Annotated in this window: 19 protein-coding genes, 8 pseudogenes and 1 riboswitch; of the genes and pseudogenes, 3 read left to right on the forward strand and 24 right to left on the reverse strand. The window is 40.1% G+C overall.

What is annotated here, in order from left to right; translation table 11 throughout:
• Positions 1-52 precede the first annotated feature (52 nt).
• The 5 genes and pseudogenes from recG to ACEWFH_RS13230 form a co-directional block, all read right to left on the reverse strand.
• Positions 53-2,089 (reverse strand): ATP-dependent DNA helicase RecG, encoded by a 2,037-nt coding sequence (gene recG / locus ACEWFH_RS13210; RefSeq protein WP_473724385.1) that lies wholly within the window; start codon positions 2,087-2,089, stop codon positions 53-55.
• Between the two features lie 3 nt (positions 2,090-2,092).
• Positions 2,093-2,979, reverse strand: a pseudogene (gene sdaAA / locus ACEWFH_RS13215) (L-serine ammonia-lyase, iron-sulfur-dependent, subunit alpha).
• 12 nt (positions 2,980-2,991) lie between these two features.
• The gene (sdaAB, locus tag ACEWFH_RS13220; protein WP_473724386.1) at positions 2,992-3,654 is read right to left on the reverse strand and encodes an L-serine ammonia-lyase, iron-sulfur-dependent subunit beta; all 663 of its coding nucleotides are present in this window, start codon (positions 3,652-3,654) and stop codon (positions 2,992-2,994) included.
• A gap of 95 nt (positions 3,655-3,749) precedes the next feature.
• Positions 3,750-5,425, reverse strand: a pseudogene (locus ACEWFH_RS13225) (DAK2 domain-containing protein).
• A 15-nt stretch (positions 5,426-5,440) separates the two neighbouring features.
• Positions 5,441-5,803, reverse strand: a complete 363-nt coding sequence (locus tag ACEWFH_RS13230) for an Asp23/Gls24 family envelope stress response protein (RefSeq protein WP_066240675.1) — start codon at positions 5,801-5,803, stop codon at positions 5,441-5,443.
• 235 nt (positions 5,804-6,038) lie between these two features.
• Here ACEWFH_RS13230 and rpmB point away from each other — a divergent pair, with 235 nt between their 5' ends.
• Positions 6,039-6,227 carry a 50S ribosomal protein L28 gene (gene rpmB / locus ACEWFH_RS13235; protein WP_066240673.1) on the forward strand — a complete coding sequence of 63 codons (189 nt, stop codon included), beginning with the start codon at positions 6,039-6,041 and terminating at the stop codon, positions 6,225-6,227.
• A 232-nt stretch (positions 6,228-6,459) separates the two neighbouring features.
• Here the strand turns inward: rpmB and spoVM are convergent, their stop codons facing one another.
• The 3 genes from spoVM to thiT form a co-directional block, all read right to left on the reverse strand.
• Positions 6,460-6,540 (reverse strand): stage V sporulation protein SpoVM, encoded by an 81-nt coding sequence (gene spoVM, locus ACEWFH_RS13240; protein ID WP_066240671.1) that lies wholly within the window; start codon positions 6,538-6,540, stop codon positions 6,460-6,462.
• 106 nt (positions 6,541-6,646) lie between these two features.
• Entirely contained in the window at positions 6,647-7,291 is a 645-nt protein-coding gene (locus ACEWFH_RS13245; RefSeq protein ID WP_473724387.1) for a thiamine diphosphokinase, read from the reverse strand.
• A complete protein-coding gene (gene thiT / locus ACEWFH_RS13250; protein ID WP_473724388.1) occupies positions 7,288-7,857 on the reverse strand; it encodes an energy-coupled thiamine transporter ThiT in 570 nt (189 codons plus the stop codon). The genes ACEWFH_RS13245 and thiT overlap by 4 nt, the downstream gene beginning before the upstream one ends.
• 113 nt (positions 7,858-7,970) lie before the next feature.
• Between thiT and ACEWFH_RS13255 the strand changes: the two genes are divergently transcribed.
• Complete coding sequence (locus tag ACEWFH_RS13255) at positions 7,971-8,171, forward strand: hypothetical protein (protein ID WP_473724389.1); 201 nt, start codon at positions 7,971-7,973, stop codon at positions 8,169-8,171.
• Between the two features lie 39 nt (positions 8,172-8,210).
• Positions 8,211-8,317, reverse strand: a riboswitch (TPP riboswitch).
• Positions 8,318-8,337: 20 nt separating this feature from the next.
• Here the strand turns inward: ACEWFH_RS13255 and rpe are convergent.
• The 16 genes and pseudogenes from rpe to ACEWFH_RS13335 form a co-directional block, all read right to left on the reverse strand.
• A pseudogene (rpe, locus tag ACEWFH_RS13260) lies at positions 8,338-8,984 on the reverse strand (ribulose-phosphate 3-epimerase).
• 40 nt (positions 8,985-9,024) lie between these two features.
• Entirely contained in the window at positions 9,025-9,753 is a 729-nt protein-coding gene (gene rsgA / locus ACEWFH_RS13265) for a ribosome small subunit-dependent GTPase A (protein ID WP_473727297.1), read from the reverse strand.
• Positions 9,754-9,759: 6 nt separating this feature from the next.
• A pseudogene (locus tag ACEWFH_RS13270) lies at positions 9,760-9,872 on the reverse strand (ribosome small subunit-dependent GTPase A); the annotation flags it as partial.
• A 67-nt stretch (positions 9,873-9,939) separates the two neighbouring features.
• Entirely contained in the window at positions 9,940-10,848 is a 909-nt protein-coding gene (locus ACEWFH_RS13275; RefSeq protein ID WP_473724390.1) for a PASTA domain-containing protein, read from the reverse strand.
• A gap of 44 nt (positions 10,849-10,892) precedes the next feature.
• Positions 10,893-11,882, reverse strand: a complete 990-nt coding sequence (gene pknB, locus ACEWFH_RS13280; protein WP_473724391.1) for a Stk1 family PASTA domain-containing Ser/Thr kinase — start codon at positions 11,880-11,882, stop codon at positions 10,893-10,895.
• A complete protein-coding gene (locus ACEWFH_RS13285) occupies positions 11,879-12,637 on the reverse strand; it encodes a Stp1/IreP family PP2C-type Ser/Thr phosphatase (RefSeq protein WP_473724392.1) in 759 nt (252 codons plus the stop codon). The genes pknB and ACEWFH_RS13285 overlap by 4 nt, the downstream gene beginning before the upstream one ends.
• A 7-nt stretch (positions 12,638-12,644) precedes the next feature.
• Complete coding sequence (rlmN, locus tag ACEWFH_RS13290; protein ID WP_289495742.1) at positions 12,645-13,730, reverse strand: dual-specificity RNA methyltransferase RlmN; 1,086 nt, start codon at positions 13,728-13,730, stop codon at positions 12,645-12,647.
• On the reverse strand, positions 13,723-15,096 hold the full coding sequence (gene rsmB / locus ACEWFH_RS13295) for a 16S rRNA (cytosine(967)-C(5))-methyltransferase RsmB (protein ID WP_473724393.1): 1,374 nt from the start codon (positions 15,094-15,096) through the stop codon (positions 13,723-13,725). The genes rlmN and rsmB overlap by 8 nt, the downstream gene beginning before the upstream one ends.
• Positions 15,097-15,098: 2 nt before the next feature.
• Positions 15,099-16,027 (reverse strand): annotated as a pseudogene (fmt, locus tag ACEWFH_RS13300) (methionyl-tRNA formyltransferase).
• A 100-nt stretch (positions 16,028-16,127) separates the two neighbouring features.
• A pseudogene (gene def / locus ACEWFH_RS13305) lies at positions 16,128-16,504 on the reverse strand (peptide deformylase); the annotation flags it as partial.
• A gap of 18 nt (positions 16,505-16,522) precedes the next feature.
• Positions 16,523-18,929, reverse strand: a pseudogene (gene priA, locus ACEWFH_RS13310) (primosomal protein N').
• A complete protein-coding gene (gene coaBC, locus ACEWFH_RS13315; RefSeq protein ID WP_473724394.1) occupies positions 18,926-20,167 on the reverse strand; it encodes a bifunctional phosphopantothenoylcysteine decarboxylase/phosphopantothenate--cysteine ligase CoaBC in 1,242 nt (413 codons plus the stop codon). Before coaBC ends, priA begins: the two are co-directional and overlap by 4 nt.
• Before the next feature lie 110 nt (positions 20,168-20,277).
• A complete protein-coding gene (rpoZ, locus tag ACEWFH_RS13320) occupies positions 20,278-20,484 on the reverse strand; it encodes a DNA-directed RNA polymerase subunit omega (RefSeq protein ID WP_473724395.1) in 207 nt (68 codons plus the stop codon).
• The gene (gmk, locus tag ACEWFH_RS13325) at positions 20,484-21,101 is read right to left on the reverse strand and encodes a guanylate kinase (RefSeq protein WP_473724396.1); all 618 of its coding nucleotides are present in this window, start codon (positions 21,099-21,101) and stop codon (positions 20,484-20,486) included. The genes rpoZ and gmk overlap by 1 nt, the downstream gene beginning before the upstream one ends.
• 15 nt (positions 21,102-21,116) lie before the next feature.
• Positions 21,117-21,374 carry an extracellular matrix/biofilm regulator RemA gene (remA, locus tag ACEWFH_RS13330; protein ID WP_473724397.1) on the reverse strand — a complete coding sequence of 86 codons (258 nt, stop codon included), beginning with the start codon at positions 21,372-21,374 and terminating at the stop codon, positions 21,117-21,119.
• A gap of 362 nt (positions 21,375-21,736) precedes the next feature.
• Positions 21,737-24,405 (reverse strand): annotated as a pseudogene (locus tag ACEWFH_RS13335) (calcium-translocating P-type ATPase, SERCA-type).
• A 98-nt stretch (positions 24,406-24,503) separates the two neighbouring features.
• Between ACEWFH_RS13335 and ACEWFH_RS13340 the strand changes: the two are divergent.
• Positions 24,504-26,213: an Rqc2 family fibronectin-binding protein gene (locus tag ACEWFH_RS13340; RefSeq protein ID WP_473724398.1), complete on the forward strand. Its 1,710-nt coding sequence runs from the start codon at positions 24,504-24,506 to the stop codon at positions 26,211-26,213.
• Positions 26,214-26,374 lie beyond the last annotated feature (161 nt).

Consider the following 26,374-nt stretch of genomic DNA (forward strand, 5'->3'; position numbering starts at 1 on the left):
TTAAGAGCTGGTACTAATAGTAGTATATAGTATCAGTTCTTTTCTTTCAAGGTTAATCTAGTCTTTCTTTATCAAGCACACCTTGCCTAGTTAAGATTTCTCTAATCGGCTGGTACGAATCATCTTTCCAGAATTCATCTGTATTCACTAGTCTGGCAGCATCGTTCCTAGCTGTTTCTAAAATGCGGTAATCGTGAACAAGATCTGCTACTTTAAAGTTTGGAACACCACTTTGTTTGTTCCCAAAGAAATCTCCAGGTCCCCGAAGCTCTAAATCTTTTTCCGAGAGTTCAAATCCGTTTGTCGTCTCCGTCATGATTCTCATCCGCTCTTGTCCTTCTTCCGTTTTCGGATCAGCGATAAGAACACAATACGATTGATCACTGCCCCGGCCAACGCGGCCTCTTAACTGATGAAGCTGTGATAACCCAAATCTTTCAGCGTCATATATGACCATGATTGTAGCATTAGGCACATTGACTCCCACTTCGACGACGGTAGTTGAAACAAGGATTTGGCATTCATTCGCTGCAAATCTTCTCATCACTTCATCTTTCTCCGTTGAATGCAGTCTGCCGTGCATCAAACCAACATCAAATGATTGGAAGTAGCTGCTTAGTTGGGCATGAACATCTATCGCATTTTGAACATCGACTTTTTCAGATTCCTCAATCAATGGACAAATGACATATGCCTGCCTGCCGCTATCAATTTCTTTTTTTATAAAATCAAGAACCCGATCTAACATCCCATGTTTAGCCCAATGGGTGATGATTGGCTTTCTTCCGGCTGGCATAACATCTATCGTTGATACATCCATATCTCCAAACGCTGAAATAGCGAGCGTTCTAGGTATAGGAGTTGCAGTCATAAAGAGCACATCTGGACTTTCCCCTTTTTCCCTTAACACCCTTCTTTGGTTTACACCGAATCGATGCTGTTCGTCTGTAATAACAAGTCCTAAGTTTTTGAAATTCACTTCGTCTTGTATAAGAGCATGTGTGCCCACCATGATCTGAATCTCACCTTTACTCAAAAGACTCAATGTTTCTTTGCGAACTTTTCCTTTTACAGATGAAGTTAAGAGGGCAATTGAGATTCCAAAAGGAGCAAAGAGCTCTTTTAATGATTGAAAATGCTGTTCAGCGAGAATTTCGGTAGGCACCATCAAGGCCCCTTGTTTGTTAGCTGTTACTGCCGCATAAAGGGCAATGGCAGCAACAACCGTTTTCCCTGAACCTACATCTCCTTGAAGGAGCCTGTTCATACGGCTTGTATCTGATAAATCTCTTAAAATTTCTTCTACTACTCTTTGCTGTGCCTCTGTTAATTGAAACGGCAAAGAACGAATAAACGCGTCAACTTCTGCCCTGTCAAACTTTAGAGAAGCTCCTTCTGATTGCTGTCTGTTCCATTTTCTGAAAATCTGCATCTTTAATTGAAAAAATAACAACTCTTCATAAGCAAGTCTTCTTCTTCCGGCTTTTAGAACTTGAAAATTTTCTGGAAAATGCATCATTTTAAGGGCGGATTCTTTATCAGGCAGACGGTATGCATCCCGCAGCTCTTGCGGAATCGGATCCTCTATCAATCCTGAAAATTGACGAAACGCTTGATCGACAATTTTACGCATCGTCTTACCATAAAGTGAACCTTTAACGGAATAGACTGGCTCTATTTTTCGGTCATCTGAGAAAGCTCCAAAATGCACATCACTAACAGTAAGAGTCATTTTATTGCGATCCCATTTTCCGGTTACTGTCAGTGTCTGACCTAACGATATTTGATTCTTTAAGAACGGTCTGTTAAAAATGGTCGCCGTAATTAAATACTTGCCAATCAGCATCCTGAAAGAGAGTCTAGATTTTTTCTTCGGAAAATAACGCAGAGAAGGTTCTGAGTGAACCTTCCCTTCAATCGTTGCTTTTTCATCGTGCGCAATTTCTGCTAGATCTTTCTTTTGGTAATCTTCATATCGATAAGGCAAATATTCTAAAAGATCTTCAACAGAAAGAATACCCATACTCGCTAATTCTTCTGCTTTCTTTTCCCCTATTCCCGTAACGGTTGTTATGGATTGAGTCAGCATCTTTTACTTCTCGTTTAGCGGTATGCCAAAGATTTTTGCCTCAAGCTCTCTTCCTGTAGGCGTAGCTGCCAATCCGCCTTGTGCAGTTTCTCTAAGAGCTGACGGCATCGTTAGTCCAATTTTATACATTGCATCAATTACTTCATCACATGGAATACGGCTAACAATACCAGCAAGTGCCATATCGGCTGCAACGATCGCGTTGCTTGCACCCATCGCGTTTCTTTTACACATGGAACTTCAACAAGGCCTGCTACGGGATCACAAACTAGTCCTAGCATGTTCTTTAAAGCGATAGCCATTGCTTCAGCAGATTGAGAAGGCGTACCTCCTGCAAGTTCAACAATCGCTGCTGCAGCCATACCTGTTGCAGATCCTACTTCTGCTTGACATCCGCCAGCTGCTCCAGAAATCGAAGCATTGTTCGCAACAACAAAACCGAATGCTCCAGCGGCAAATAAGTATTCAATCATTTGTTCACGTGTTGGGTTCAATTTTTCTTTCAGCGCAAATAAAGTACCAGGAACAACTCCTGCAGACCCAGCTGTCGGTGTGGCACAGATAGTACCCATCGCTGCATTCACTTCGTTCGTCGCCATCGCTTTACTTACAGCGTCAAGCATCAGTTCGCCAGATAGTGATTTACCTGATTGGATATACGTTTGAAGAAGCTTACCGTCACCACCCGTTAATCCTGAATGAGACTTCACGTCTTCTGTAATACCGCGCAAGACCGCTTCTTCCATAACTTTTAAATTTCGATCCATGAAACCAAGTACTTCTTCTCTTGTACGACTCGTTACATCCATTTCTTGCTGGATCATGATCTCAGAGATCTTACATTTTTTTGATTCGGCTAATTCTATTAATTCAGCTACATTACGAAACATTCTTCTCACCTCTTAGTCGTGTATCTTTACTACTTGTTGAACGATTGGGAGAGAACTTAATTCGTCAATGATGATGTCATCTGCATTTTGATCGATCTCAATAACCATCAGTGCTTCTTTCCCTTTTTCTTTTCGTGAAACTTCCATATGGCCGATATTTATTTCATGCTTAGCCAGTATATTTGCAACTCCTGCAATCGCTCCGTATTTATCATTATGCACGATAAGAAGAGCAGGATGATTTCCAGATAACCTTAAAGCAAAACCGTTCAATTCGGTAATCTCAATTTTTCCACCACCAATTGAAATCCCAACAACTTCAATTTTGTCGTCCTCATCACCAATAATGACTCGAGCCGTATTTGGATGGTCAGTAACTGCATCTTCGGCAGTCATCGATACTTTGATGCCTTCTTGCTTTGCAATTGTAAGCGCATCCACAATCCTAGTATCAAAAGTGTCATAATCCAAAATTCCGCCTACTATCGCTACATCTGTTCCGTGACCTCTATAGGTTTTAGCGAACGAACCGTAAAAAGAAATTGTGGCGTATTTAGGTTTTCTTCCAAATAAGCTCCGTGCTACTCTTCCAATCCTTGCTGCGCCTGCTGTATGCGAACTAGACGGTCCGATCATAATGGGACCGATAATATCAAACACACTTTTATATTTCATGACGATCTCCTTCAATTGCGTTTTTTCCCAATAAAATAAGTATTCTCTCTTAACTTTATCACACTTTAAGTTTAAGAGAGAATACTTTTCATTTTTTACTCAACTGACAAAATGAATGAATAGATCGGCTGTTTTCCGTTGTGGATTTCAGCTTCTGCATCAGGGAACTTTTCTTCAATAAAATCAGCAAGTTCCTGTGCTTCTTGTTCTGAACTATCTTCACCGTAAATAATCGTTACGATTTCGGAATCTTCATCTAACATTTTCGTTAAAAGTTCTTTCGTCACTTCTTGTTTGTCAGTCTTTGAAGTGATGATTTTGCCTTCAGAGATTCCCATGAAATCACCTTTTGCAATTTCAACACCATCAATCGAAGTATCTCTAACCGCATAAGTAACTTGGCCAGACTTTACAGAAGTGATTGCTTCGTTCATCTTCTTTTCATTTTCCTTCATATCAGCAGAAGGATTGAAAGCTAGGATGGAAGCGATCCCTTGTGGTACTGTTTTGGTACGGATAATAGCCACTTCTTGTTCAACAACACTTGCAGCTTGTTCCGATGCCATAATAATGTTGCTATTATTAGGCAAGATAAATACCTTTTCTGCATTCACCTCAGAAATGGCTTTAACAATATCCTCTGTACTTGGATTCATGGTTTGTCCACCTTGAATCACAGATGCTCCCATAGATGAAAACATCTCTTCGATCCCTTCACCCATCGCAACCGTTACAATGCCATATTCCTTCTTCTTCTCAGAAACGGGTTGTGAATAGGAAGGAACCACTTCATTTTCGCTCTCTAAGATCGCTGAATGCTGTTCACGCATGTTTTCGATCTTAATGTTGATCAAACTGCCATAACGGTGTGCTAGAGTCAGCATGTTACCTGGCTGTTCAGTATGAATGTGAACCTTGACTACGTCATCGTCTGCAACCACTAAAAGAGAATCACCATGCTCACTTAACTCATTACGAAAGTTAATTTCATCGAACGGATTCTTTTTAATTTTCTGGTCTTCAAATCTCACCATGAATTCAGTGCAATATCCGAAATGAATATCTTCCGTTTTCATGTGGATCTGCGCTTTATGGTGCTCAGCGTTAACAAGTTCACCCATAGAAGGAGCGTTCACAGAGACTTTTGGAAGTTCTTTCCCTTCAAGCACTGCTAAAAATCCTTCATAAACCGTAACTAGCCCTTGGCCACCTGAGTCTACAACGCCTACTTCCTTTAAAACAGGCAGAAGATCTGGTGTTCTATTTAAGGAAGCCTTAGACTCTTTTACAAGTTCTTTCATAATGTGTAGGATGTCATCTGATTTTTTAGCTTCTTTAACTGCTTTTTTAGCTGCATCTTTCGCTACAGTTAAAATAGTACCCTCTACCGGTTTCATAACGGCTTTATAAGCCGTTTCTACACCTTTATCAAATGCATTAGCGAATTCAGCAGCCGTGATAGAGTCTTTTCCTTCAATTGATTTAGAGAAGCCTCTAAATAGCTGTGAAAGGATAACTCCGGAGTTTCCTCGTGCTCCCATTAATAACCCTTTTGCAAATGCACTTGCTACGGCTCCAATTTGACTAGAAGTGTTTTTTCTACTTCTTTTGCACCAGAAGTAATCGTTAAGTTCATGTTTGTTCCTGTATCACCGTCTGGGACAGGAAATACATTAAGTGCATCGACCATTGCTGCGTTTCTTGATAAGTTTGAAGCGCCCTCGAGCACCATTTTCGAAAACTTTTTTCCGTCTAATACTTTTAAAGACACAAAACTTCCTCCTAACTAAGGGGTTGTCACCCTGACACCCTGAACATAGATATTCACTGAGTCAACCGCCAAACCAAGCATTTGATCCAGGGTATATTTCACTTTGTTCTGAACGTTATGAGCCACTTCAGAAATCTTTGTTCCGTAACTTACGATGATATACATGTCGATATGTACTTCATCTTCCTCTTGGCGAACAACGATCCCTCGGGAGAAATTTTCACGTCCTAAAAGTTCAGTTATTCCATCCTTTAATTGCTTTCTTGATGCCATGCCAACAATTCCGTAACAATCGATTGCGGCTCCACCAGCGATAGTGGCAATCACTTCATTAGAAATATCAATTTGACCATAGGTTGTTTTCATTTCAATTGACATGCTTACATCCCCCTTTAAATTGTTAAATGGCTAACAAATATTTTACTATACATTAGTCTTTTTTGAAAGGACTACTACATTTCACACTATGTAAATAGTATTGTCAAGGAAATTTACTTGAAAACCTTTCACGAATATGTTGCATTGCTTCTGAAGTCATGCTAATATTATTTAGTATTTAACATACGATTGAATTGATGCAAAGCTTTTTTGCTGTAAAGGAGGTTCACCTACTATGGCTCGTAAATGTTTTATTACTGGAAAAGGACCTAAAACTGGTAACAAGCGTTCTCACGCAATGAACAAATCAAAGAAAAGCTGGGGAGCTAATGTCCAAAAGGTTCGTATTCTTGTGGACGGAAAGCCTAAGCGCGTATACGTTTCTGCTCGTGCTCTTAAATCAGGTAAAGTAGAACGCGTTTAATAAAAAACAGCAGCTACCGCTGCTGTTTTTTTATTTGTAGTAGAACGAGTGAAGTGGACAGTATTTTCGTTGAAGTGGACAGTAATTCATGAAAAGTGGACAGTATTTTCACTGAAGCGGACAGTAAATAATAAAAAGTGGACAGTATTTTTGCTAAAGCGGACAGTAACCATTTCCAGCAGCAGTATATGGACACAAACAAAAAAAGCGCACTTGGCGCTTTTTTTGTTTATTACCCTTTTTTAAAAGAACCTAAGATGGCACGTACGAATCCCCCTAAGAATCTAGGAAGTTTAATGGTATAAAATTTCATCTTACCCCTCCTCCAGGCCCATAAAAAATGATAAGAGCTAAACAATAAAATACTTTATTCCCCTTTTTATAAAAAGGTGCTTTGGGGCCTGTATTCCGTAATTTTTTTAATCACGGCTCTTTACCATCAATATTATGCCGGAGTCGAAAGAATAAGTACCACTTTTATTTACAAGCTCATTTGAGATGCATAATGACGATCCAGCTTTTAAAACGGCACGTTTTAAAGGATATTTAAAACCTTCTAATGTTATTCCTCTCACCTCTTCACTGTGTGAGAGGAAGGAAATATAGCGATATTTTTCATCATGATCAACTCTGTAACTGCCCGGCATTTGGAGTGAGATTTCATTTTTTATATCAATTAATTTTACAATAGCTGAGCTAAACCGGCTTTTATATAAGAGCTGCATGTTCATCAGCTCATGATCCAGCCTTCCTCCAGAAGCTCCGAACAACAGGATTTCTTCTGGATTCTGGGTCAAAGCCCATTCAAAAGCGATTTCCATATCTGTAGCATCTTTTTCTGAACGATATTGATTTACTTTTATATGTGAATGCAGGATTTTAATTTTTTCATTATCTGTAACGGAATCAAAATCTCCAAACGCGTACTGCGGTTCTATATGTTGTTCAATCAGATACAATGTGCCCCTATCTACACCTACCCACACGCAATCAGGAGTGTTATAAAAAGAATTCAGCTCTGGTATCAGGTATTCAGGGCCACCTGCAACGATTCTTATTTTCATGCCGCTCGGGTGTATCCGCTTCGTGCAGCATGTAGTAATTTTGGCGCAGTGTTTGTTAAAAGAATGACTACAAGTGAAGTAATTACAAAAATAACAATCATAAATGATCCATTATACATAAATGAATAAAGCCAAATGTTCATTTCTTCAGCTAGATCACTAAAGAAGATAACTCCTGATAAAACGTGCGAGATTGTTCTTAATAAACAGCCGACAAAGATACCTGTAACCATTAGGAACGTTCTTTTTGATTTATTTTGTGCCAATGACGGCGCAAACGCACCTGCAACACCCGCTAAAGCAAACGCTAACGGATAGTCTAGAATCATCTGTGCTGGGTGTATAACATAAGGGTTAACAAGAAGCTGAAGAAGTCCTACCGCTAATCCAGTAAATACACCTGCTTTAAATCCTCTTCTAAAAGCCATCAAGAAAATCGGAACCATCTCAAGAGATACAGACCCACCTTGCGGCCAAGGTCCAGCAAATTTAATCATGCCTAAGATCAATGATAGAGCAGACATAATCGCTATTTCTGTTAATAATGAAATGTTGTTGTTTTTCATTTTTATCCTCCTATTATTTATTTCTAATTTGCAAGTTATTTGAAGCTAAAGTACGTGCCAAACCTAAAAAATCTTTTTACCTTACCACCTTTGAAGTTGATTGGAGTGAAAGGTTGCGAGACTCCTGCGGGACAGGCGGGCAGGTGAGACACTTAAGAGTGAAACGTACGAATGTGGCTCACCGCATGCCCCGCGGAAAGCGAAGCACCTATAACGGAAATCAACAACTTTCAAAAAGCGCCAAAGCTTCAGCAAAACCCATAAGCGACAAACGACTGCAAAAAAGAAAAATAAAAAAAGCAACCGGCATGTGAGCGCGGTTGCTTTAGGATCCATCATAATTGAATACAAAAAGTCATACGACTCCACATCCCTACGCAGGTATGATCCAGCTTCAGGTTCAAAGGGTCGGGAGAACACTCCCCTCTCAGCCCTTTAAAGGACTCCCCCTGTGGTTGCTTATTTTATTATTCGGTACAATTATACACCACGGATGGATCGAATTGCATCCTTTAAATCTTTTTTCCGTAAATGGCAGAACCGGATACTAATACATTAGCACCAGCCTCAACACAAAGACGAGCCGTTTCAGGATTAACTCCACCGTCCACTTCAATTTCAACATTCAATCCTTGTGTTTTTACTAAATCTGACACTTCTTTGATTTTGGGCACTACGCTCTCAATGAAAGCTTGACCACCAAAACCAGGATTAACGGTCATTAATAACACAAGGTCAACATCTTGTAATATGTGTCTGATGGATTCGACTGGAGTAGCTGGATTAAGAACCACACCTGCTTTTACACCTTGTTGTTTAATGAGTTGAACCGTTCGATGTAGATGCGGTGACGCTTCTACATGAACAGAAATAATATCCGCACCTGCTTTTGCAAATTCTTCAATGTATCGATCAGGATTTTCAATCATTAAATGTACATCTAAAGGGAGTTTAGTAACTGGGCGAATGGCTTGAACGACAAGCGGTCCGATCGTAATATTCGGAACGAAATGACCGTCCATAACGTCAACATGAATGTAATCCGCACCAGCTTCTTCTACAGCTTTAATATCTTCGCCTAACTTCGAAAAGTCAGCAGAAAGAATGGAAGGAGCTATTTTAATCATTAGTACCTCCGTTTTTGATCTTTTATTTCTTGTAAAAAACTTACGTAATGGTCGTAGCGGAACTCTGGAACAACTCCGTCTTCAACACCTTTTTTACGGCACATTTCGGTTCGGACGTATGCGAACATCCTCTAAATTTACAGTCACCGCGCAGTTCATTCATCTCTGGAAAGTACATCGACAAATCATCAGCTTCGATATTCATAAAATCAAGTGAACTAAAACCCGGTGTATCTGCAACTAATCCGTTGCCAAACAAAATTAATTCTACATGCCGTGTCGTATGCTTCCCTCTGCCTAAATGGGTTGAAATCTCATTCGTTTCAAGCATTAATTCAGGATTTATAGCATTTAATAAAGATGATTTACCCACACCAGACTGACCAGCAAAGACCGTTACTTTGTCTTTGAACAAGGGATAAAACAAATCTAAGCTATCATCGGTTTTCGTTGAGGTCGGAATTACTTCATATCCTAATTGTTTGTAGATTTCAATATATTTCTGAATCTCATCCATTTCTTCTGGTTGTTGAACAAGGTCCATTTTTGAGATACAGATCACAGGCAGAATATCATTCGCTTCAATATGAACAAGGAAACGGTCTAATAAAAGCGTACTAAAATCTGGCTCCGTTGCTGAAAAAACAAGGATGGCTTGGTCTACGTTAGCAATTGGCGGACGGACTAGTTCATTTTTACGTTCTTTCACATCGAGAATGTATCCATCTGTAATGTTGGTTGATTCATACTCAACCCAATCACCGACCAACGGGTTCACTTTCTTTTTGCGAAAGTTTCCTCACCTCTACATTGGAAAACTTCTGACTTCCCATTTTCCTTAACGTAATAAAAACCAGCGAGGGCTTTAACAATTCTTCCTTCAGGCATGCTTAATCACCATCGTCCCCTTCCTCATCTTCCATTTGTCCATTGGCACTTTTAACATCATCATAATTTATGGTCTCAGCTTTCTCTTCTTTTCCGTTAACATACACAACATAAGAAGCAGAACCCCTTCAGCAATCGTTAGAGGCAGCTGATATTTCTTTTTGTCTGTAATTTGTTCTTCTACAAAAACTTCATTAGAAGCGTTTTTATCCGAATAAACAATCTTTACAGTAACTGGCTGACTTCTATCCTTTTTATCCAGCTTTACTTCAATATCTTTCGTCACGGAGCGGTCTCCTGCGGGTTGGTCATCTTCAGAAGGCGGCTCCTCTTCTGTTTCCTCAGGACCATCTGATAAGACAACGGAAATGGTCGCGCCTTTTTCTACTTGAGTAAAAGGAGAAGGATTCTGTGAGATTACTTTCCCTTTTTCAACCGTATCAGAAAACTCACTTGAAAACTCAACTGTTAAACCGGCATTGTCAGCAAAAGTCTTAACATCTTGCTCTGTTGCTCCGATCAAGTTCTCTACTTGAACGGTAGGAGTTCCTGAACTCACAGTTAGAGTTACAGTTGTTTCTGCAGGTGTTACCTTTTCATCTCTGTCAGGACTTTGAGTGAGTACTGTCCCTTCAAGTTCTGTATCTGATTCTTCGTAATTAATATTGATTTTTGTAAAGCCATTATCATTTAAAAGTTCTTTAGCATCATCAATATTATATCCTTCTACATCAGGCATATTTTCCTTTTCAGGGCCTTTTGATACATACAGCGTAACGATTGCTTGCTGCTTTACTTTTGTACCAGGTGAAGGATCTTGTCTCACAACATGCCCTTCTTCAATTTCAGGATCAAATACTTCCTCACGTTTCACTTCAAGTCCTTCTGCTCTTAGCTTATCAAACGCATCTACATATTCTTCTCCGGCTAAGTCAGGAACGCTCACTTCTTCAACGTAAAAAATGGAAGGCATCATCGTGAATGCCGCAATTCCGGCTCCACCTAGCAATAGAAGTGAAATTAATACGATAAGCCACCAGTTTCTTTTTTCTTGGATTTTTCTGGCTTTACCTCTTCTTCTTTTACACTGGTGTTCATTTCTTGTGTTTCAATTGGCGGAACGATAGGAGGAATGTACTTTGTTTTTTCATCTTCTTCACTTTCTTCATTCCACTTTTGTTCATACATCCTGTCAGGGTCTAATGCCGTGTTCATATCTCTTAGCAGTTCTTCAGCACTGTCATATCTTCTTAACGGATTTTTAGCGAGTGACTTTAAAACGATATTTTCAACGCTTTGTGGAATTTCAGGATTTAATCTTCTCGGTTCGATCACATTCTCTTGAAGATGCTTTAAAGCAACTGAAACAGGTGAATCCCCAACGAACGGCACCCTGCCTGTTACCATTTCATAGAGAACAGCCCCGAATGAATAGATATCCGATTTTGCGTTTGCGATGCCCCCTCTAGCCTGCTCAGGAGAAAAGTAATGAACGGATCCGAGAATAGAGTTCGTATGTGTAATTGTTGCTGATGTAATGGCTAATGCAATCCCAAAATCAGTTAACTTTGCCGTGCCGTTTTCCGTTATTAAAATATTGTGCGGCTTTATATCTCGATGTATGATGCCATGCTCATGTGCGACAGCCATTCCAGAAACGATCTGTTTCATGATGTGCAGAGATTCTTCTACAGATATCTTTCCCTGCTCTTTTATGTATTGTTTAAGTGTTTTACCTTTCACGTATTCCATAACAATGAAATAGATTTCTTCATCTTCTCCAACATCATAAATACTTACAATGTTCGGGTGGTCAAGACTCGTAGCTGATTCAGCTTCCCGTTTAAATCGTCTGATAAAATCTTCGTCTTTATTAAACTCTGAACGAAGAACTTTTACTGCTACATCCCTGTCGAGAATTAAATCTTTTGCTCGATAAACGATGGCCATTCCGCCGTCACCAATGACTTCTAAAAGCTTGTAGCGGCCACTGACTCTTTTTCCAATCATGTTATTGCTTCCCCTTTTGTTTCTGTGTCAGAACTGTTCTGTATAAGGATAGCAGTAATGTTATCTTCTCCACCGGCCTCTTTTGCCCACGTGATTAATTTTTCTACCTTTTCAGCTACGGTTTCATCAGTGTTGTCTAAAACTTCCTGAATCCGTTTAAATGACACTTTATCGGATAGCCCATCTGAACAAAGAAGCAGATAATCCCCTTTGTTCCATATAATATGATTCACTTCTGCTTCTACCGTCTCATCAGTACCCACAGCTTTCATAATCATGTTTCTTCTCGGGTGGATCTCGGCTTCATCCTCTGTGATCTGTCCAGATTTGACCAATTCTTGAACGAGTGAGTGATCATCAGTTACTCTTTTGAGCTCACCATTTGAATACAGATAACAACGGCTATCTCCAATATGTGCAACCGTAATCTCACTGTTCGTGCCAAGTGCTGTAACAATAGTAGTTCCCATCCCTCTCGTTTCAGGGTTTTCTTGAGAAAAATCAAAGATATGCTTATTTGCATCTTTTAGAACATTCTGGATCCAGTCTTTTATGTTAACCATGTTTTCCTCAAACTGATCCCATGCTTCTTTTATTACATTAAGGGCTTCTTGGCTCGCTATATCCCCAGCTTTATGTCCGCCCATACCATCAGCGATAACTGCAAGAAAGTGCTCACCCTTTGTGAACACTTCCCCGCTGTCTTCATTATGCTTCCTTACCATTCCAACGTCTGTCTGAAAGGCAATTTGCATTTCCCCGTCACCTCGTCTCTTCTTTACGTTCCTTTGCACGCAGCTGACCACATGCTGCGTCAATGTCATGTCCTTGTTCTCTTCTGATGGTGGCATTGATGCCTCTTGAGGTTAACGTCTCTAAGAACTTAAATATTTGTGTTTTCGGTGTTCGTACATAATCTCTTTCAGGTACATAGTTTACTGGAATCAAGTTTACGTGACACTTGATATCTTTAATCAAATCAGCCAACTCATTAGCATGATCAACTGAATCGTTAACTTTTCCAAACAAACCATATTCAAACGTAACCCGGCGGCCTGTTTTCTTGATGTAATAACGAATAGAGTCCATCAATTCGTTTAACGGATACATTCTGTTTACAGGCATTAAACGACTTCTTGTTTCTGTGTTTGGCGCATGAAGTGAAATCGCAAAGTTAATCTGCATGCCTTCATCAGCAAACTTGTAGATGTAAGGTACAACACCACTTGTTGAGATCGTGATGTGTCGCGCACCAATGTTTAATCCTTGATCATGATTGATAATTTTCAAGAACGACATAAGTCCTTCGTAGTTGTCAAATGGTTCTCCAATTCCCATTACAACAACAGAACTTACTCTTTCTTCTGTTTCATCCAAAGCTCGTTGAACTTGAAGAACTTGCGCAACAATTTCACCAGCTTGAAGATTTCGTTTTAATCCGCCTAATGTGGATGCACAGAATGTACACCCAAGACGGCAGCCTACTTGTGTTGTTACACAAATGCTGTTTCCGTATTCGTGTCTCATCAGAACAGTCTCAATAGAATAGCCGTCTTGCAGCTCAAATAAGAATTTAATTGTTCCGTCAGATGATTCTTGACGTACGACTTCTTTGAGAGGTTTTATATAATAGTCTTTTTCAAGTTTTTCACGCAAACCTAGAGGAAGGTTTGTCATTTCCTCAAAAGAAGACACACGTTTTTTATAAAGCCATTCAAAGATTTGCTTCCCTCTGAACTTAGGTTCTCTAATATCTGTCAGCCATGCTTCAAGCTCATGAAGCTCTACTGAAAAGATAGAAGGCTTAATATTCGGTTTTGTTTGTTTCTCTGTTAAAGGTTTAAGCATGTTTCTCACCACCTGTTGTCTTTTTTCTGTAAGCTGCTATATAGAAACCATCACTATTAAAATAGTGAGGCATGATCTGAAGGTCTGATCTTCCATCCATTATATAGGATTTCACGGTTTCTGGCATTTTTTCTGTAAAATGAGGATCCCATTCGAATTGTGGGTGGTTCGATAAAAACCAATCCGCAACTCTATCGTTTTCATCCTTATCTACCGTACATGTACTGTAAACCAGTAATCCGTCCTCTTTAACCATATTAGAGGCTGAATGTAATATATCCTTTTGAATCGTGTTCAATCTCATTACATCTTCTTCTGTTTTTGACCATTTTAAATCTGGTTTTTTGCGTATTACACCAAATCCGCTGCAAGGTGCATCTACAAGCACTCTATCAAAAGTTGCAGATGGAAACTTCTCGGAAACTTTACGAGCATCCAATACCGATGCTTCAATATTTTCAAGACCAAGACGTTCAGCTTGTTTCTTAATCAAGTCAATTTTGTGTGCATGAAGATCAAGTGACACAACATTTCCTTCTCCTTGCATCATTTCGGCCATATGTGTTGATTTCCCGCCAGGTGCAGCACACGTATCTAGTACGTTTTCACCGGGAACTGGGGCAACCGCTCGAGCGACAAGCATGGAGCTTTCATCTTGTATGGTTACCAGACCATTTTTGTACACGCTAGTTCCTGGCAGATAGCCTTCCTTGATTATGATTCCCTCAGGAGACAATTCTCCTTCTTCAGCCAAAATTCCTTCTTCCCGAAGAAGCTGCAGCACGTCTTCTCTCTTTGTTTTATTCACGTTCACTCTTGCTGTCACGGGTGAAGCAAGCAGGTTTGATTCTGCCATATTCTTAGCATCTTCTTGCCCGAACTGTTCGCTCCAACGGTCGTAAAGCCATTGAGGCATGCTGTATGCGAGCGCTTCTTTTTCAGAGCCTTCACCTGCTTTTTTATCCATTGCCGACGTGCCTTCTCGCTGCAATTTACGCAAAATACCGTTTACGAGTCCTGCTAACCCTTGATTGCCTCGTTGTTTCGTAATTTCTACAGCTTCATGAATAATGGCGTGATCTGGAACACGATCTAAATAGAGCATCTGAAAAATAGATAGCCTTAATAGGGTTAATACCCAACGATCCTTTTTCTTAATGGGTTTGTTCAGTAATTGTTCTAAATAGAAATCGATTGTATTTTTACGTTGAATTGTTCCATAAACGATGTTTGTTAACAGGCCTTTATCCACACTTTTTATGGATGTGTTTTGCAGTGTTTGGTTTAGCTGCAAATTGCTGTATGCCTGATTTTGTTCTATTTTAAGTAAAACGTCCAGGGCGATCGCCCGAATGTTGTTTTCCAACTCTACTCACCTAATTTCAAGCCTTTTGCAATGCTTGCTCCTTTAAGATAATCACTTGCTAACATTCTCTTTTTACCAGAGAGCTGCAAGTCTGTAATAATGATACTAGTCTTATTTCCTGTCGCAACCTGCAGACCGTTGTCTTGAACTCCTATTACGGTTCCAGGCTCTGCATCTGATGACGTTTCTAGCTTTTCACCCCACCACACTTTTAGAGGCTGACCGTTTAAAAATGTGTATGCAACCGGCCACGGATGAAGTCCGCGAATATGGTTATATATTTGTTCACCTGTTAATGTCCAATCAATTTTTTCCTGCTCACGAGTAATATTCCAAGCAAATGATACTTCTTCATCAACTTGTTTTATCGGTGTAAGCTTTCCTCCTACAAGGAGCGGAATCGTTTCTGACAATAATTTAGCTCCAGCAGCGCTTAATTTATCATGCATAGAACCAACATGATCCTTTTCTTCGATTGGAACTTCAACTTGGGTAAGTATATCACCTGCGTCTAATTTTTCAACCATATACATAATGGTGATACCTGTTTTGTCGTTTCCATCAATAATACTCTTATGAATCGGTGCACCACCACGATATTTTGGAAGTAATGACGCATGTACGTTAATACAGCCATGTTTTGGCGTTTCTAAAATTGCTTTTGGCAGGATCTGTCCGTAGGCAGCTGTTACGATCAAGTCAGGATTAAGAGCAATTATTTCTTCATAGTCTTCACGCAGTTTAATAGGTTGATACACGGTAATTCCATGTTTAATCGCTTCTTCTTTAACAGGGGTTTGCTTGATCTCTTTTTTCTCCCGACTGGCTTGTCTGGCTGAGTTACAACTCCAACCACATCATAACCATCTTCTACCAGCTGGCGAAGTACGGGTACAGAAAAGTCTGGTGTTCCCATAAATAAAACCTTCATGTCTCTATCCCTCCAATTCCTCATTCTCGTAATAGGCGATTACTTTAGAGGTGAATAATATGCCATGAAGATGATCAATTTCATGAAGAATAGCACGAGCAAGAAAATCATTAGCTTTGATTGTAAATTCTTTTCCGTTTTCATCTTGCGCCGATACCGTAACTTCAAATGGACGTTCAACTTCACCAAAAAGACCCGGAAGCTTAAGCAGCCTTCAGGACCTGTTTGGCTGCCTGATGTTTTCTTTACGACAGGGTTGATCAGAACGATCTGTCCTTTTTCATCACCAACATCTACTACAGCTATTCTCTCTGCGATGCCAATTTGCGGTGCAGCAAGTCCAACACCTTCAGCATCATACATCGTATCAAACATATCTTGAACTAACTTCTTTAAATTTTTATCAAACGTGTTAACGATCTTACATTCAGTTTCTAAAACTGGGTCTGGATGTTCAACGATTTTACGAATTGTCATGATTATCTCCTTAACTGGCTACATAAGTGTTTGGTTGTTTAAATCTCCCGTTATTTGCAAATCTTTAATATCTTTGTCTTTTTGAAAATGAGCAATAATTTCTTCAAACCAGTTTCTAAGCTCCGGCTCATTTTTGTATTTTATCATGACCTGATAGCGATATCTATCCTTCACACGCGCGATAGGTGATGTTACGGGACCTAATAACAAACTGTCAGGTGATAACCGTTTTTGTAGATAACTCGCCGCTTTTTCACTAGCTTCAACGACTTGCATAAGATCCAAATGACTAAACGTCAATAAACCTAAATAATAAAACGGAGGGTATTGATGCAGTTTTCTCGTTTGCATCTCTTGATTATAAAAGGTGTGGTAATCATGCTTTGATGCAAGTTGAATGCTGTAATGCTGTGTATCATAGCCCTGTACGATTACTTTACCTTCTAGCTCATGTCTGCCTGCACGTCCACTTACTTGTGTGAGAAGCTGAAACGTTTTTTCAGAAGCTCTGAAATCAGGCAAATGCAGCATCGTGTCAGCGGCAAGTACACCAACTAGAGTTACTTTAGGAAAATCGAGTCCTTTTGCGATCATCTGAGTACCAAGAAGAATATCGGCTTCACCATTTTCAAAAGCGGTTAATAACTTTTCATGGCTTCCTTTTTTGAAGTCGTATCAACATCCATCCGGATGACACGGGCTTCAGGTAGTACTTTAGCGAGTTCTTCTTCTACTTTTTGCGTTCCTGTTCCGAAAAAGCGAATATGCTCAGATGTACAGGTAGGACAAACTGACGGTGTACTCTCTTTATAGCCGCAATAGTGGCATTTTAATTCACCGAATCTCTTATGATAGGTTAATGAAATATCACAATGCGGACACTGTGCTACATACCCGCAATCTCTGCACAGTATGAAAGAAGCATATCCTCGGCGATTAAGAAACAATACGGATTGTTCGCCTTTTTCAATACCGGTTTTTAACTTTTCCATCAATGGAAGGGAAAACATCGAGCGATTTCCATTCTTCAGTTCTTCCCTCATATCAACAATCGTCACTTCAGGCATCGGATTGGAATGTACACGATTAGCGAGTTCAGCCAACTGATAGCGGCCCTTTTGTGCTCTAGCATACGTTTCTAATGCTGGGGTCGCACTTCCGAGTACAATCGGACATGAGTGAAACTTCCTCTCCAAATCGCTACGTCCCGCGCATGATAGCGAGGATGATCCTCTTGTTTATAGCTTGTTTCATGTTCTTCATCTATGATCACGATACCTAGATTTTGAAAAGGTGCGAAAATAGCAGAACGCGCTCCAACAACGACAGATACTTCTTTTCGTAGAATTTTACGCCATTCATCATATTTTTCACCGATGGATAACCCGCTGTGCAGCACAGCGACTGCACTTCCGAATCGTCCTTTAAAACGGTTTACCATCTGTGGTGTTAGTGAGATCTCAGGTACGAGTACAATCGCTTCTTTTCCTTTATCGAGAACGGACTGTATGGACTGTAAATAGACCTCTGTTTTCCCGCTTCCGGTAACACCATGCAGAAGCACAGTTTCGTGTTCATTGTTTTCGATAGAATCAAGAATCGGCTTTATGGCATTTTCTTGATTTTCCGTTAGAGTAAGGGGCTGGGTTCGTTTCATGGTTCGACCTTGATACGGATCTCTATAAACCTCTTTTTCTTCTATAGAAATAATTCCTTTTTTAAAAAGAGTTTGAGCAGTTGAAAGGGATGCTCCTGTTTCTACTAAAATTTCCTGCAGAAGATACTCTCCAGGTGGTCTATTGAGCAGTTCAGTAAGTAACGCTTTTTGCTTTTCCGCTTTCTTTTGGTTTTGTTTCAGCGTATCTTCTGCTGATGACTTGTCAGCCATCGAAACAAATTTTACTTTCTTTTTATTTGCCTTGTTCTTCACTTTATATACAACATCAAGTACTCCCTCTTTTGCGAGAGTCTGCATTGTTTGTAACAAATGTGGATATTCTTTTGTTATATCACTAACATTGATTTCATTGTTTGCTGAAAGAAGAGGTACGATTGAGTCTGGTAACTTTTCCGATTGTAACACATGAAAACTTTTCTCATACGTTGCTTTCATGGCAGCAGGCAGCATAGCTTGATAGGCCGTAATATAAAAACTTAGCGTATTTTCAGCAAGCCACCTGCCAAGCTTGATCAGTTCTGAAGTTAGAACAGGAAGCGGATCAATGATTTCAGAGATGTTTTTCATTCCTTTTACAGATGATGACGATTTTATCTCCAGAATGAACCCTTGAAGTTTTCTTGGTCCAAACGGTACGATAACCCTCATTCCGGGTTCTGCCCAAGTCTCCCATTCAGAAGGAACCTTGTAGTCAAAGGTTTTATTCACACTGCCTGATGGAACGTCTACCACAACTGCTGCGATCATCGATTCATCAATTCCATTACTTCTTCAAAAATTTCTCTTGCTGCTTTTTCTTTTGAAAGGATCGGAAGAGTTTTCATGGAACCATCCTTCTTAATCATCATAATTTCATTCGTATCACTGCCAAAACCCGATCCCTCTTTAGAAACATCATTTCCGACAACCATATCCAAGTTCTTTCTTGTGAGCTTGTCTTTTGCATAGTTTTCAAGATTTTCTGTTTCTGCAGCAAAACCAACTAATATTTGATGTTCTTTCCTCTCGCCTAACGCTTGTAAAATATCATCCGTTTTTTTCAGCTCGATCGTCCACGTTTCGTTCTTTTTCTTAAATTTATTCGAATGAACGGTAATCGGCGTATAGTCAGCGACTGCTGCACATTTGATCACCACATCTTGCTCACTGAAACGCGAAAGCGTAGCATGGAACATCTCTTTTGCCGAAGTCACCTTTTCAACCGTTATCCCTTCAGGAACAGGAAGCGATGTAGGTCCTGTTACGAGTGTCACATCAGCACCTAATTCTTTAGCAGCCCCCGCAATAGCGTAGCCCATTTTACCTGACGAATGGTTTGTGAAATAACGAACGGGATCAAGCTCTTCTCTTGTTGGTCCAGCCGTTACAAGCACTTTCTTACCTTTTAAAGGTGATTCATTCTCCACTTTCTTTTCATTAAAATAAGTATGAACGGATTCTATCAATTCTTCAGGTTCTGCAAGTCTTCCTTTTCCAATCCACCCGCATGCAAGAAGTCCTTCGTTCGGTTCAATAAACCGCCAGCCGAACGTGGAGAGAGTCTCCATGTTTCTCTTTACTGCTGGGTGATTAAACATGTTCACATTCATGGCAGGTGCGATCAGTACGTCTGCTTTTGTAGCGAGTAGAGTGGTTGTAAGCATATCATCAGCGATGCCGTTTGCGAGTTTTCCAATAACGTTTGCCGTTGCAGGAGCAATCATAACAAGATCAGCCCAATCTGCAAGATCAATATGGCTTACAACAGCAGGTTCTTTTTCTTCAAACGTATCTGTATAAACTTCTTGCCGTGTCAGCGTTTGAAAGGTAAGTGGTGTAATGAATTTTTGCGCAGATTGAGTCAAGATTACTTTTACTTCATATCCGCTTTGATATAATCTGCTTGCAACAGTTGCTGCCTTATATGCAGCAATTCCGCCTGATACGGCAAGCAATATTTTTTCTTTTCCATAATAAACCCCTTCCGCCGCTCTTGTCTTATACATTCCAAATCTATTTTACAGCATTACTATGTAATAAAAAAATTTAATGAAACATGTTATAAACAAAAAAATAACAACCTTTTGTCAAGGTTGTATATTTTTTCGATGTTCTATTAATCTTCAGGTGTTTCTCCGACTTTTTTTAATACGCCAGACTGAATTTCCTCAAGTGCTTTTCCAACAAATTTGTATGATACCGGTTTTGCGATCTGCTGGTTGTCATACTGTTGGATTTCTCTAGCACGCTTAGAGCTAAGAGTTACTAGGGAATATTTTGAATCTATTTTTTCCATAAGAGAGTCGATGGATGGATATAGCATTATTGGTCAGCTCCTAAAATTTTTTCGTATTTTGGACGAACTCTGTCCACTCGGCAATGTTCAGTCGTAATGATGGCTTTAATTCGATTACAAGCAGATTCGATCTCATCATTCACTACTGAATAATCATAGTGTCTCATGAGTTCTATTTCTTCTTTGGCAACAGACATACGATTGTTGATCAGATCTTCTGTTTCTGTGCCGCGACCAACAATACGACTTCTTAATTCATCCAGACTTGGAGGTGTTAAAAAGATAAACACACCTTCCGGAAAAATGTTTTTAACTTGAAGTGCACCTTGAACTTCAATCTCTAATATAACATCCTTACCTTCATCAAGCGTTTGGTTCACATATTCAATCGGCGTACCATAATAGTTGCCAACATATTCTGCCCACTCGAGCAGCTCTTTATTTTCAATCATGTTTAGGAACTCTTCTTTTGATTTAAAGAAGTATTCTACCCCATGCCGTTCGCCTTCACGCGGCTTTCTAGTCGTTGCTGAAACGGAGTATTGAATGTCCAGCTTTTGTTCACGCAGCGCTTTACAAACAGTTCCTTTTCCAACACCCGACGGACCGGAAAGTACAAACAGAATGCCTCTTTCTTTTTCCATAAAAACCTCCACAACCTAACTTTCTTCTGAGCCCTCATCAACCGACATCAGTCTGTGAGCTACAGTTTCTGGCTGTACAGCTGACAAGATGACATGATCACTGTCAGTCACAACAACCGCTCTCGTTCTGCGGCCATATGTAGCATCAATCAGCATGTTCTTTTCACGTGCGACCGTGATTAATCGTTTGATCGGTGCAGATTCAGGACTGACTACCGCAATGATTCGGTGAGCAACAACAATATTTCCGTACCCAATATTAATTAATTTCATCTCTAAACGCCCCTAACCTGCTACTATTCTAGCCAAATGGAATAACGGGTCATACGCTAGTAGTACGATATTGTGAAAAACTGTACACATGTTCTTATATTTTAGCACATAAATCCTGAAATCTAAACTAATTTCCCTTTTTTAAGGAAATAACGTAAAAACTTGAAAGCTAGGCATTCGTATGAAGAGCACCGTGCAGTTTAGGTAAAAGTCTGGAATCGCTCATAAAAGTCTGGAATCGCTCATAAAAGTCTGGAATCGCTCGTCCAGCGTGCTTATCAGGCGCTGGACGAGCATCTATATTACATTGTTTAACATAAAATGAACGAAGCCGGCCCCTACACCGGGAGCCAGCTCATATACTAGCGTGCTTCTCTTCTAAATAGCTGAAAACCTGCCAAAGCAAATGTTGGAATAGACGCCATACCCATAACGAGCAGCCATTGTCTCAAAGAAAGCGGAACAGTATGGAAAATGTCCTGAAGCGGCTGTACATACATAACAACAAGCAATAAAAGTATGGATGAGATTACCGCCAGCACCAAGTATCCATTTTGAAACGGATTTCTGTGGAAGACAGATTTTTCACTTCTGCAATCAAATACGTGAATCAACTGCGCCATAACTAACGTGGCAAATGCGACGGATTGTGCGACGATCAGTTGATCTGGATTTTCTTTTAAAGTAACCCAAAACGCCAAAATAGTGGCAGCACCTATTAAAAACCCGCGAGATATGATTTTCCAGCCAAGCCCTCTAGAGAAGACTCCTTCTTTCGCCTGTCTTGGTTTTCTTCTCATTACATCTTCTTCCGCTTGATCGACACCGAGCGCCATGGCAGGCAATCCGTCAGTAACGAGGTTCACCCATAAAATCTGGATCGGGACTAAAGGAAGTGGCAGTCCCATAATCATCGCGAACAGCATGACCAAAATTTCACCAACATTGGAAGCTAGCAAATATCGAATAAACTTTCTGATGTTTTCGTAGATGTTTCTTCCTTCTTCAATCGCAGAACGAATCGTAGCAAAATTGTCGTCTCCTAGAACGAGAGAGGATGCCTCTTTGGCCACATCTGTTCCTGTAATCCCCATTGCAATACCGATATTAGCTGACTTAATCGCTGGAGCATCATTTACCCCATCACCTGTCATCGCGACAACATGACCTTTACGCTGCAGTGACTTTACAATCTTTAACTTGTGTTCTGGAGAAACCCTTGCATATACGTATACATCTTCAGAAACTTTATCCAGTTCATCGTCACTTAATTGCGCGAGTTCCGCACCTTCCATGACCCTGCCGCCATTTGGCAACATGTTTAGTTTTTTGGCTATGCTTGCCGCTGTAACAACATGGTCACCTGTAATCATAACGGTTTTGATTCCAGCAGTCTGACAATCTCTTATACTTTCTTCAACCTCAGGACGCGGCGGATCCATCATTCCTTGTAACCCGATAAAAGTGAGGCTTCTTTCGGCAAATGACGCTTGTGAATAATACTCTCCTTCTTTTAAAGGACGAATGGCAACCGCAATCGTTCGGAGGGCCTGACTTCCAAGCGCGTAGAACGCTTCTTTAATTCTTTCTTTATGTGCTTGTTTTATTAATTGCTTCTTGTCGTCCCACACAATGTAATCACTTTTTTCTAGTAACACATCTGGAGCTCCCTTTACTACAAGCATCTGATTACCGTCTGTATCCTGAACAACGACACTCATCATTTTACGAGTGGAATCAAAAGGAAACTCGTGCACAAGCGTAAATTGTTCGCTCAATGATTCTTTTGTGATGCCTGCTTTATATGCACTAACAAGCAACGCTGTCTCTGTTGGATCACCTACTTCTAAAAGTGAACCCTTCTTTCCTTCTTCAATTGAAGCGTTGTTGCATAGTGCCGCATAAGCCAAAACTTCTGTTAGTTTATCTTCGCGTTTATTTTCGTTGATACTCGCTCCTACAACGTCAAAACCATCTTCACTAACTGTCCATTGTGTTCCTTGAGACCAAACACGGGTTACAGTCATTTTGTTCTGTGTAAGTGTACCCGTTTTATCAGAACAGATGACGGTTGCACAGCCGAGTGTTTCAACGGAAGGAAGTTTGCGGACAATTGCACGCTTCCGAATCATTTTTTGTACACCAAGTGCCAGTGCGATCGTAACAATAGCTGGCAGCCCTTCAGGTATGGCTGCTACTGCTAGTGACACACCTGCTAAAATCATGCTGTATAAATCATGCCCTTGCACTACACCTGCTAGTACGACAAGAACCGTTAACAGCAAAGCAAGCGCGATTAAAATTTTCCCAAGCTGTTCAAGCTTCATCTGAAGAGGTGTTGCAATGTTTTCGGCTGTTTGAATTAAATGTGCAATCTTACCCATCTCTGTTTTCATACCCGTTGCAACAACGATACCTTGTCCTGTTCCTCTCGAGACCATCGTTCCCATAAACGCCATATTCTCTTGATCACCAAGATTCAAGTCATCAGCAGAAATAAGATTGTTATGCTTTTGAGCAGGAACGGATTCACCTGTCAGTGCAGACTCCTCAATTTGCAAACCTGACGTTTTTAATAATCTAATATCGGCTCCGACTCTATCACCGCTTTTTACTTTGATTACATCTCCTGTGACAACATCTTTTGCAGCGATCGACACCCATCTACCCTCTCTTAAAACTTGTGCAGTCGGTGCAGAGAGTTCTTTTAGGGAAGCCAGAGACTTTTCCGCTTTTCTCTCTTGAATAAACCCTAAAATTCCGTTCATTACAACGATCAAGATGATGGCAATCGCGTCTAAATATTCGCCTAAAAACCAGAAAGCAACGTGGCGGCCAATAATACTAAAACCATAAAATCCTTAAATTGCGCGAGGAACATTAAAATGGCAGACTGCTTCTTACCTTCTTCTAACTGATTCGGTCCATCTAGCTTTAACCGTCGTTCTTGCTCGCTTTTCGTGAGCCCTTCTTCCATCCTGCTGTTCAGTATGGATTCAATTTCGTCTTGCGGCAGCTGGTACCAATTCATAGCTTCCACCTCTAATAAGATTAGTTAATAGCATTTATATGCAGGCATGTCCGCAAAAATGCTATACTATGAATCAGAAATAAGAGGTGAACCCAATCATGAGTTTTGATGGAATAATGACACGTGCAATAACAACTGAATTACAGAACACACTTACGTCAGGCAGAATTTCAAAAGTGTACCAACCCCATAAGACTGATCTTGTTTTTACAATCCGAGCGAACGGAAAAAACCATAAGCTATTATTATCCGCAAACCCCTCTTTTGCGAGAGTGCATCTGACAGAGCACACATATGAAAACCCGGACACTCCACCCATGTTTTGTATGTTGCTCAGAAAACATTTAGAAGGTGCTTTCATCGAAAAAATTGAACAGCTTGATCTGGAGAGAATCATTACGATCACTGTAAAAAATCGAGATGAAATCGGGGACGAAACAACTAAGGTCTTATACGTAGAGATCATGGGAAGACATAGCAATATTATTTTAGTTGACGAAAAATCAGAAAAAATTGTAGATAGCATTAAACATATTCCTAGCTTTCAAAATCGTCACAGAACCATTCTTCCAGGATTTCAATATGTGATGCCTCCTGCACAAGAAAAGACAGATCCTTTTACCATTACAAATAAGGACGATTTTATTTCAAAGATTTCTTGGAACGAAGGGAAATTAGATAAGCAGCTTGTAGCGAGATTCAGCGGATTCTCTCCGTTGATAGCTAGTGAGATCGTTCACCGAGCTGGTCTATCTGTCAAAGAGGAAGTTGCGGATGCATTCTTTGAAATAATGAATCAGCTATCTCTACAAAACTACGAACCTCGAATGATTACTAATGAAAAGAAAGAATACTTTTCTGTCATTCCTTTACGTCATGTCACAGGTGAAATCCGGCAATTTGAAACGGTAAGCAAAATGCTCGATCGCTTTTTCTATGGCAAGGCTGACCGGGATCGCATTAAACAGCAAGCAAATGATCTCGAAAAATACCTTTCCAATGAGTATGACAAGATCACCAAAAAAATTGGAAAGCTTGAAAAAGAACTTCAGCAAACGGTAAACGCAGAAGAATATCAACGAAAAGGTGAACTGCTTACTGCTTATATGTATTTAGCGAAAAAAGGCGATAAAGAAGTAGAAGTTGAGGATTATTTCTCAGAGGATCAGCCTTTGATTAAGATTGCTCTCGATCCGCTTAAAACGCCTGCAGATAATGCGCAAAGCTACTTCAAAAAATATGCAAAACTAAAGAAGTCTGTTTCAATCATTAAAGATCAAATTGAAAAGTCGAAGAATGAATTGCTTTACTTTGAAAGATTGAACGTTCAAATGGATTCAGCATCCATGAAAGATGTTGAAGAAATTCGGGAAGAGCTCGGTGAAGGCGGCTATTTAAAACACCGGCAAAGTAAGAATAAGAAAAAACAAAACAAAGCGCCTCAGCCAGAGAAATTCGTTTCAACTGACGGAACAGAAATCTTGGTTGGAAAGAACAATAAACAAAATGACTATTTAACGTTCAAATTGTCACGAGCGAATGAAACATGGCTTCATACAAAAGACATTCCAGGCTCACATGTGCTTATTCGTTCATCATCTCCAAGTGACTCAGTGATACAAGAAGCCGCTGTATTAGCAGGATTTTTTAGCAAAGCGAAGAATTCAAGTTCAGTTCCTGTTGACTATACGTTAGTCAAGCATGTTAAGAAACCAAACGGAGCAAAGCCTGGATTTGTAATATATGATAATCAGCAGACCGTTTTTGTAACACCAGATGAAGATCTAGTGTTTCGTTTAAAAAAATAAAAAGGGCTATTTATGCAAATTTTGTTGCTCTTGAAAGTGGTTGATTTCCGTTACAGGTGCTTCGCTTTCCGCGGGGCAGGCGGTGAGCCCCTTGCCGCTTTGCGCCCTAAGGGTCTCACCTGACCGCTTGTCCTAGCCTCTCGCACCTTTCACTCCAATCA

The sequence above is a fragment of the Fictibacillus sp. EA-CB0309 genome, from assembly GCF_055814265.1.